An 8,221-nucleotide genomic window follows, 5' to 3' on the forward strand; every position below is an offset into this window, starting at 1 on the left:
CATACCGTTGTGTCGTCGATGGTGTGGGACGGCGATGGAGGCCGCCGATGTTGGTCATCAATGAACGAACGACGGCGCCGCGATCCGAACAGCGCGTGCTCGACTGGATGCGGACCTGGACCGGCCAGTACGTCATTGTGGGACTCGCGATCTCGGGGTGTTACCTACCCGACCGCGAGCGCAAGGACGAAACACAGGAAGCCGATCTGGTGGTGATCACCCCCAGAGCCGCGGTCGTCGTCGAGGTCAAGGGCACCGTCCCGGAGGCGACGAGCGGCGTCCTGTCGGTGCAGGCGAACGGCCGCTGGCGGCTGTCCGGCTACGCGGGCGACCCGATCCACGTGCGCGACCACGACAGCAGCCCGTTCGACCAGGTGACGAACAACGTCTTCAACTTGAAGGCGCTGGTGCGCAAGCACAACGCGGAAGCCTTCGTCGACGGCCTGATCGTCGTGGTGCCGCCCAAGGACTCGAACCTCACGCTGAACATCGAGTCCCGCAGGCGCGGTTGCGCAGTGGTGCTCGGAGCCGGGCAGGCCGACCTGCGCGCCTGGTTCCACCGCACCGCGAGTCGCAAGCTCATCTGGACCGCCGAACGCACGCACGCCCTGCTCACCGATTTGAACCTGGGCGATCAGATCACCGTCGACGACTTGGCGGCGGACGGTTTCCCGCCGGAGCAGAAGTTGCGGGCCGGGACGCTGGCGGCGCTGGAGAGCGTCACGCGAAAGACTCCTGAGCTCGAGGACAGGACGGCTACCGAAGCGATCGGCGGGTCCGCTGATACGGACGCGTCACCGGTGGGTGCCGCGCCCGAGTCGTCGGACGCCGTTCCGGATGCAGCGCGGGTCACCGCATCGACATCAGCCGCCGGAAAGCCTGACGATGTCGACCGCCAGGACTCGGAGGAAGATCGGACTGTCACGCTGTCCGTGCCGGAGCGGACCGACGCCGCGGACGCTGGTATCGGGGGGCGCGTGGGTTCGGAGGCTGTGCCGCTGGCGTGGTCGGGTGTCGGAGCTGGTATCGGGGAGTGCGTGGGTTCGGAGGCGGTGCCGCCGACGTGGTCGGGTGCTGAAGCTGGTACTGGGGAGCGCGTGAGCGCGGAGGTTGTTTCGCCGACGTGGTCGGGTGCCGAAGGAGCATCGCGAGTCGACCTGCCATCATCGACGGCTCCGCAGCCGCTCGAGAACGCGGCTGTTCCAGACGGTGGCCAGGACGCGTTCGAGTCGCATCCCCCGGAGGTGCCCGCTTCCCTGGCGGGGACGCGACCTGCCGAATCGGATCCTTTTGCACCGGAATTCCTCGCGCCGGAGCCCCCACCGATGCACGCGTCGTCGGACGCGACAGCGCATTCATATGCCGGCGAAGGGGAGCATCAATCGGCATCCGCTCGCGCGGACGCCGAGCCCGACGTGCCAGAAGATCATCATCCGGAGCCGCCTCGCTTCGAAGGCCGCCTCGCGGCGAGGTTCGCACAGGAAGACGCCGAGCCGAATTCCGCTGTGCCGGAACGCTTCGCGACCGGGTACGTGGCATCGATACCCCCCGCCGCAGCTGAGCCCACTTCACCGGAACGAACTGAACCCGAACTCCCTCCCGCCGAAGAGGATTTCGATCCGGCCGCGCGATCGGCCCCCGCACCGTCGTCGTTCACGGACAGTTGGTCGTCGTGGATCGAGCCCGCCCCCGCCCGCCCGGCCCTGGAACCTCAGCCGAGCCGGTCCCGCCCGCCGCGCCCACGCCCGACCCCCGAACCTCAGCCGAGCCGGTCCCGCCCCCTGCGCCCGCGCCCGGCCCCAGAACCTCAGCCGAGCCCGCCCGCAGCATGGTCCACACCCACCCCCGAACCCCAGCCACTGCGCCGCCCCACACCGACCGCGGTGCTAGAGCGTCCACGGACAGCGGTTCGCGACCAGATCACCGCACTGTCCGCACATATCCCCGGCCGCAATACCGAGAAATCGAAGCCACGCGGCCACCGCTCACAACAGATCGCCGCGGTGGCACTGATCGTGCTCGTCATCGGCGTGATCTGGATCCTGGCGGCCTCCTGCTCGCCCACGGGCGGCGCTGTGCAGCCGACGCAAGCTCCCGAGCCCACCACCGAGGCAGTTCCGCCACCGCCACCGGTCACGGAAACCCCAGGCCGGATGAACCTTTTGCCTTTGTGCACGCCGCTCCACCCCAAGTGCTGACGCGGCCGACATGAGGATCAAGGCTCCCGTGACGTTCGGAATGCGACCGCGAACGCGACGCTTGGACACGCTTGACCCTCGACCGCCGCAACCGGCGTCATGGTCGGCACCCCTCGGTGAAATCGGCTGCGCCGCAACGGGCCGTGTCCTGGGCGGATCGGCCGGAGCCACCATCGCCTCGGCCACGATCATCGGCCTGTTCGGCCCCCTTCCCCCTCCGTCCTCCTCGGCTGCCTCGGCGGTGTCACGGCGCTGGATCCCCTGGGCACCGTCGCCGGCTAGCCACTGGCCTCGGCCCCGATCGCAATATTGGCCGCGGTGCAGTACTTCACCACGAGCACCCGCACCCCTACCCACCCGACGACGCTCGGTCGGCACGCCGAACCATCGGCGACGTGCCGACTGACGTCAGTGGGGAAGAACGGAAATGCGGCTCTCAGAGACCGCAGACAAGTGCAATCGCTGAGAATGCAACTCCTGCCGCTCCGAATGACCAAGACCAATTCCGAGCACTGACATACGGGTACTCGCGGTGTCGCCCATGGCTTCCACGCAGGCGAGTCCGGTACCGGCACGGGCACAGGGGTTCGCATCCGCTCGAGCATGTCGATGTCGGGGGTCGGACCCGGATGGAACCGGCTGAACGTTGAGTTCGTCCTACTGATCAGCCTCACCTCGAGCGGGTAGGTGGTGAGGCGACTCGGTCCAATTTGATTCGGGACGGCGAGAAAAGGAGAGTCGCGGTATGACAACTGAGGGGACGACACCCTTCGCGGTGGTGCCGGAGCACGTTTCGGATGCGGGCCGGTACGTCTACGACACGGCGCAAACGCTGATCGCTGGAGTGCGGTCGACCGACACCGAAGTCGAAGCCCTGCTGGCCGCTTGGCGCGGCCCCGCGTCGGATGCATACGCGGCGGGCTGGAGCGAGGTCCGGCAAGGTGCGGTGGACGTGCTCGAAGCGTTGTCGGAGATGGCCGAAGCGCTCGGGGTGGTGAGCGCCCGGCTCGATGTGGTCGATCAGACCCGCGCCACGAACTTTTCGCTTGATCTGCCCGCCGTCTGAAGAGAAGGACACTGTGGAGTACAGGGTGAATTTGGGGTACTTGGACGCGACTACGGTGCGGATTGATGCATTGCGGGGATTCCTGGAACAGAGCTTGATCGAGATCGACGAGCGGATCGCGACGGTTCAGCAGACCTGGACCGGTGCCTCGGCCGACGCCTACGCCGACGCGCACGCGGACTGGATCGCCGGAGCGCAGAAGGCGGCCCGCGGCATCGAGAAGATGAGGGCCGCCGCGCGGGCCGCGCACGACGCCTACAGCGCGACCGTGACAGCGAATTTGTCGGTGCTCGGACGCTCTGGGCAGGACGGGAGCCCGGCGCGGTGACTGTGATCGATGTCGATACCGAGGTCTACACCAACTCCGGACGTGCGCTGATCACCGCCGCCGAGGCATGGTTCCGCGCCGTGGACACCCAATGGTCCACCCTGGCAGGTTGCGGGCAGATGTGTGGGTCGTATTCGGAGGCGGTGTCCTGGGGGCAGTCCTACGACATTCGCGCCGACGAGCTCATCAGAGGCGCACGGCAGATCGCCGAGGCCGCCGACAACTACGGCCGCATTCTGATCGAACTCGGCCATAATCACGCGATCGGAGACTATTTCGCCACGATGGGTGCCGGTGGGCAATTGCCTGCCGCGCCGACCATGCCGCCGCCAGCGATGTTCGTGTGCAAAGTTCCGCTTCCGGCGGCGGGTGGGCCGGGGCAAGGGCTGGTCGACGGCGCTATCGGCTTGGTGGAAAAGGTCGGCATCGTCATCCCGGACGGTGACGCCACCAAGCTGAAAACGGCTGCGGATGCGTGGGCGCAGTTGGCCGCGGCTCCCGAGGTCACAGGATTCGTCGCGGAGTTGGAGCGCATCGCGGGTCTATTCGCACCGATCACCGCCCCTGAACTCGATCATGTGGACGAGGACCTTCGCGCGTTGCGCGCAGCGGCTGAGGATGTACTCACCGGGTTCGGCGAACTGTCCGCATCGACCGCCGAGCACCGTGACGCGCTCGTGGAAATGCGGAACCGGATCGCCGGTTTCCTCGACCAGTTGGTCAAGGACATCGCGGTCGAGATGGCGATCAGCGCCAGTATCACGATCGCTGCGTCGCTGGTGACCTTCGGCGCCGCCGCCGCCGGGGGCGCGGCGATCGGCGCGGCACGGGTCGCGCACATCGTGTCGCGTTATGGGCCGAAGATCCGGCTGCTGGTCGATGCGTTCAAGGTGCGCGGGCTCGGGCGCGGGTTCTCCGCGGTTCCCGATTTCTCCCGACACCGCCAGGAGATGCAGCGCTTGCTCGACCTCGGCGCCAAAAACAGGGCGCGGGCCAAGCCCACGAGCTGGGTGAGCGACCTCACCGCCCGGGATCGCCACGTGCTCGAGCTCGGCCCGGCCGACAACCGGAGCAACAACCTCACCGAGCTGCTGCGCCGTGGCGATCCGCTCACCCCAGAGCAGCAAAGGCACGTCGAGGACCTGAATACGGCGCTGTCCAAGTTGCCCGCGCACGAGGGCCCGGTGTTGCGGCATACCAACCTGACTCCCGAGCAGCTCGCCCGCTACGAGCCGGGCAAACCGACAACGGAGCTGGGGTTCACATCAGCATCGAACAAGCCGAGCGGCGTCAATGACGTGTTCGTACAGAACGCCGAGGTCGAGATGCAGATCATCAGCAAGAACGGACGAGTCTATGGTGAGTACGGAACCCCCGACGAGGTGCTGTTCCCTTCTAATACAGAGTTCTTCGTACACAACAAGTTCGGCGATCCCGTCACGGGCAGGATCATCATCCAAATGTCGGAAGTCTAGGAGTGGGAATCCATGCCGAGGAAGTTCGCAGGCAAACTCTTCTACAGCAACGCCGAAGCTGCGGCGAGGAGGCCCAGCGACGAGGAAATCGAACGTACCCGCCGACAGCTCGAGGCGTTCAACACCGAACTCCGAGCGACGGGTCCTTCCAGCGATGGGCATGTCGGTGGGTTCGGCGGTCGCTTCTCCGATGACCTGTCCGGAACCGAGTTTCAAGGCTGGACCCTCGACGCAGGCACGTGGCGCGACGCGAATGGCGAAGTTGTCTACACGCGCGGCGCGGACGGCGGGTGGTACGACGCTGCCGGGCGCTTGGTGTTCGACGCCCTCGGTAACCGGCCGCACTGACGGCACCAGCACGGAAAAAGTTCGAGTCATCAGAGCCCGGAGGGTTTCCTAGCGCGGTGATCCGCTGAGTCATTCAGCCGCGGGGTAGTGGCAGTGGCAACCGTATGAAGACCCCGGCGGATAGGACTGGTGTGCTTAGGACGCGCCGGACAGCCATTTTCGAACGCGAGGGAACGCGGATTTCTTGCGTCGTGTTCGAAGGGGCGGGTTGAACCAGCCGGGCAATGGTTCTCGGGCGGCAAGCCAGGCCTGCGGCACCCCGGCGATCGGATCGGGGCGGGTACCGATGCCCGTGTAGGCGGCGACGATCCCGCCGACGATGGCGCTCGTGGTGTCGATATCTCCGTCCGCCGCGATACAGGTGGCGATTGCGGCCGGGTAATCGGCCAAATGCGTTGCCGCGACCCACATCGTGAACGGGACCGTGTTCTGTGCGGTGACCAACGACCCGTTGCCGAGTTCCTGCGCGACCTCCTCAGCCGAGGCGCCGAGCAGGGTACGAGCACGGCGGATCAGTCGAGTGGTCTCACCGTCGTCGAGGTGGTCGAGGACGGTGGTGAGAAATTCCTCTGGTGTCGGCCGACTCCCGAGCAGACGGGCACGAGCGGCCTGACCGGCCGCGAGTGCCACCGCGACCGCGCCGAGGACACCTTCGGGATGCAGATGTGTCACCTGCGCCGATCGCGCCGCTTCGGCGGTGATCTTCTCCGGATCGCCGGCGTAGAAGGCGCCCAGTGGGGCAACACGCATAGCCGCACCGTTGCCACAGGATCCCTGGCGATCGAACGCGGCTCCCGCTGCCTCCCGCCAGTGCACGCCGTTGCGGATTCGACGCAAGGTGTCGACCGCCAGGAAGCCGTAGTCGCGTCGCGGGTCGAACTGTCGCGCGAAGGCGGCGGCAAGTCGATCCTGGTCGATCCTGCCGTGACTGGAGAGATGGGCGACCACCGTGCAAGCCATTTCGGTGTCGTCAGTCCACCCCAACTGTCGCGCAGGGAGTTTGCCCGCGCGAAGATCCGGAAACGACCGGCCAATGATGGGGAACTCCGCACCCAGCGCATCCCCTACGGACAGACCATCAAGAGAATCGAGCATCAAGTCGACGTGCATCGCGTCCGATGGTAGTCATGCCAGAGTGGGCGCGAACCATTGCGGCGGATGGGTTGAGCTTCGACCCGGCCGTGCGGAGATCGAGATCAGCGCACAATGCCGCAGTGCTGTACCGCCCATCGCAGAAGAGGTGTAGTCCGGTCCGTGTGTCGTCCGAACGGATTCACGCTCGGCTGCGTTCCTAGACGAGCGCGACGAGAGGTGCGCCGGGGACAAGCTATGCGCCGTCGTTGTCATCGCGCAGGGAATGGATCATGCTCCGCAGTATCCGGAACGCGTCTGCCTGCTCGGTTTCGGTCAGGCCGGCCAGCATTCTGACCTCGACGGACCGGACCGCTACGGTCGCCTTCTGGAGACTTCGTCGTCCCCGAGGCGTGAGCCGCGTGGGAAGAACCTTCCCCACAGGTGCCTCCGCCGGCCTGGTCACGTAGCCCTCGCGTTCCAGGGTCTGGAGCAGCACGTTCATCGTCTGCCGGGTCACGAACGCGCCGCGCGCGAGTTCGGAGTTCGACAAGCCCGGTCGTTGCGCCAGCAGTTCGAGGCAGGAGTAGTGCGTCACGCTCATCCCGAGCGGCCGCAGCACCTCCTCCATGGCTGTGCGGAGGGCGCTCGACGCCTCTTTCAGCAGGTAGCCCAGTGACGTCTCGAGGTCGACGCCGACACCGTCTTGACTCATGTCAGTATCCTGACATAGCTTGATCTGTGTCAGAAAACTGACATGCAAGGAAGGAGCATCATCATGCCCGCCACCGGCCCCGACTTCATCTCGCTGCAAGCGCGCGATCTCGACACCTCGCAGGCGTTCTACGAGCAGTACCTCGGCCTCGTCCGCTCGCAGACCGGGCCTCCGCACGCCGTCGTCTTCGAGACGAAGCCGATCGCGTTCGCACTTCGTGCCGTCGTTCCCGGCACTGATCTCGCATCCGCCGCTCAGCCCGGCATCGGCGCCGCGATCTGGCTCCACGCCACAGACGTCCAGGCCATTCACGATGCTCTCGTCGCCGACGGTCACACCATCGTCTCCGCGCCGATCGACGGCCCCTTCGGCCGGACATTCACCTTCGCCGACCCCGACGGCTACCAGATCACTCTCCACGACCGCGCCTGACAGGCCGATCACCACCGGGCGATCACCGGCCTCTGAACACCACGGTGGCGACCATTGCTCGAGAATTCCGCTCGAACCGGCGGCCACATCATTATCAGATCGCATAGTTCGTGGGGGTCGACAGAACGACACTAGGTAAGTGGGAGCGTGGTGAGTCCACGCCGCAACTGACGCAGCGGGAGCGGTATGCCGACGCGATCGGTGTGTCCATGCGTGAGTTGGTACGCAACGGTGATTTGACGATTGACGTTGTGCAGCCGGAGTCGGTTCTGCATCTTCGTATGGGCGACAATTCGGTGATGGCCGAGCAGATGACTGCGATGGCTGATTTAGCGGACCTGCCGAACGTGACGATCAGGATTACCCCCTTCGACGCAGGGATGTACGAAGCTCTGCGGATGGGGGACTTCACGATCATGGCACACCCGTGGGGAGGTGCCGAGTGGGTGCATTTCGAAAGGAATGGGAGCGGGCAGTTCGTCACCGACGTCGCCTAAGACCGTGTCTCACGTCGTTTTGACTGGTTGTCGGTGGGTAGCGATGGACTGTGATCGGTTGTGGTGCATGATGTTCGGCCGTGTCGGACAA

Annotated in this window: 9 protein-coding genes and 1 pseudogene; 8 read left to right on the forward strand and 2 right to left on the reverse strand. The window is 65.9% G+C overall.

From position 1 onward, the window contains the following. Nucleotides 1-47 precede the first annotated feature (47 nt). The 5 genes from ACWEKR_RS07660 (at nt 48) to ACWEKR_RS07680 (ending at nt 5,415) form a co-directional block, all read left to right on the forward strand. The gene (locus ACWEKR_RS07660; RefSeq protein ID WP_452353786.1) at nt 48-2,198 is read left to right on the forward strand and encodes an NERD domain-containing protein; all 2,151 of its coding nucleotides are present in this window, start codon (nt 48-50) and stop codon (nt 2,196-2,198) included. 745 nt (nt 2,199-2,943) lie between these two features. After that, nucleotides 2,944-3,264, forward strand: a complete 321-nt coding sequence (locus ACWEKR_RS07665; protein ID WP_452353787.1) for a WXG100 family type VII secretion target — start codon at nt 2,944-2,946, stop codon at nt 3,262-3,264. Between the two features lie 13 nt (nt 3,265-3,277). After that, nucleotides 3,278-3,592 (forward strand): WXG100 family type VII secretion target, encoded by a 315-nt coding sequence (locus ACWEKR_RS07670; RefSeq protein WP_452353788.1) that lies wholly within the window; start codon nt 3,278-3,280, stop codon nt 3,590-3,592. After that, nucleotides 3,589-5,067 (forward strand): hypothetical protein, encoded by a 1,479-nt coding sequence (locus ACWEKR_RS07675; protein WP_452353789.1) that lies wholly within the window; start codon nt 3,589-3,591, stop codon nt 5,065-5,067. Before ACWEKR_RS07670 ends, ACWEKR_RS07675 begins: the two co-directional genes overlap by 4 nt. Nucleotides 5,068-5,079: 12 nt before the next feature. Beyond that, nucleotides 5,080-5,415: a hypothetical protein gene (locus ACWEKR_RS07680; RefSeq protein WP_452353790.1), complete on the forward strand. Its 336-nt coding sequence runs from the start codon at nt 5,080-5,082 to the stop codon at nt 5,413-5,415. Between the two features lie 135 nt (nt 5,416-5,550). On the opposite strand, the gene ACWEKR_RS07685 is transcribed toward ACWEKR_RS07680, so the two are convergent. After that, a complete protein-coding gene (locus ACWEKR_RS07685; protein ID WP_452353791.1) occupies nt 5,551-6,525 on the reverse strand; it encodes an ADP-ribosylglycohydrolase family protein in 975 nt (324 codons plus the stop codon). A gap of 217 nt (nt 6,526-6,742) precedes the next feature. Beyond that, nucleotides 6,743-7,201, reverse strand: a complete 459-nt coding sequence (locus tag ACWEKR_RS07690; RefSeq protein ID WP_452353792.1) for a MarR family winged helix-turn-helix transcriptional regulator — start codon at nt 7,199-7,201, stop codon at nt 6,743-6,745. A 63-nt stretch (nt 7,202-7,264) separates the two neighbouring features. Between ACWEKR_RS07690 and ACWEKR_RS07695 the strand changes: the two genes are divergently transcribed. From ACWEKR_RS07695 to ACWEKR_RS07705, 3 genes and pseudogenes are all read left to right on the forward strand, one after another. Next, nucleotides 7,265-7,633, forward strand: coding sequence for a VOC family protein (locus ACWEKR_RS07695; RefSeq protein WP_452353793.1), 369 nt, complete (start codon nt 7,265-7,267; stop codon nt 7,631-7,633). Between the two features lie 110 nt (nt 7,634-7,743). After that, a pseudogene (locus tag ACWEKR_RS07700) lies at nt 7,744-7,842 on the forward strand (helix-turn-helix domain-containing protein); the annotation flags it as partial. After that, on the forward strand, nt 7,843-8,130 hold the full coding sequence (locus ACWEKR_RS07705) for a Scr1 family TA system antitoxin-like transcriptional regulator (RefSeq protein ID WP_452353812.1): 288 nt from the start codon (nt 7,843-7,845) through the stop codon (nt 8,128-8,130). It begins immediately after the preceding pseudogene. The last annotated feature ends 91 nt before the right edge of the window (nt 8,131-8,221 follow it).

The organism is Nocardia sp. NPDC004573, from assembly GCF_053602135.1.

Coding starts and splice junctions, on each gene's coding strand:
- ACWEKR_RS07660 (WP_452353786.1), top strand. CDS start 48: ATGTTGGTCATCAATGAACGAACGACGGCGCCGCGATCCGAACAGCGC.
- ACWEKR_RS07665 (WP_452353787.1), top strand. CDS start 2,944: ATGACAACTGAGGGGACGACACCCTTCGCGGTGGTGCCGGAGCACGTT.
- ACWEKR_RS07680 (WP_452353790.1), top strand. CDS start 5,080: ATGCCGAGGAAGTTCGCAGGCAAACTCTTCTACAGCAACGCCGAAGCT.
- ACWEKR_RS07685 (WP_452353791.1), bottom strand. CDS start 6,525: ATGCACGTCGACTTGATGCTCGATTCTCTTGATGGTCTGTCCGTAGGG.
- ACWEKR_RS07690 (WP_452353792.1), bottom strand. CDS start 7,201: ATGAGTCAAGACGGTGTCGGCGTCGACCTCGAGACGTCACTGGGCTAC.
- ACWEKR_RS07695 (WP_452353793.1), top strand. CDS start 7,265: ATGCCCGCCACCGGCCCCGACTTCATCTCGCTGCAAGCGCGCGATCTC.
- ACWEKR_RS07705 (WP_452353812.1), top strand. CDS start 7,843: ATGCGTGAGTTGGTACGCAACGGTGATTTGACGATTGACGTTGTGCAG.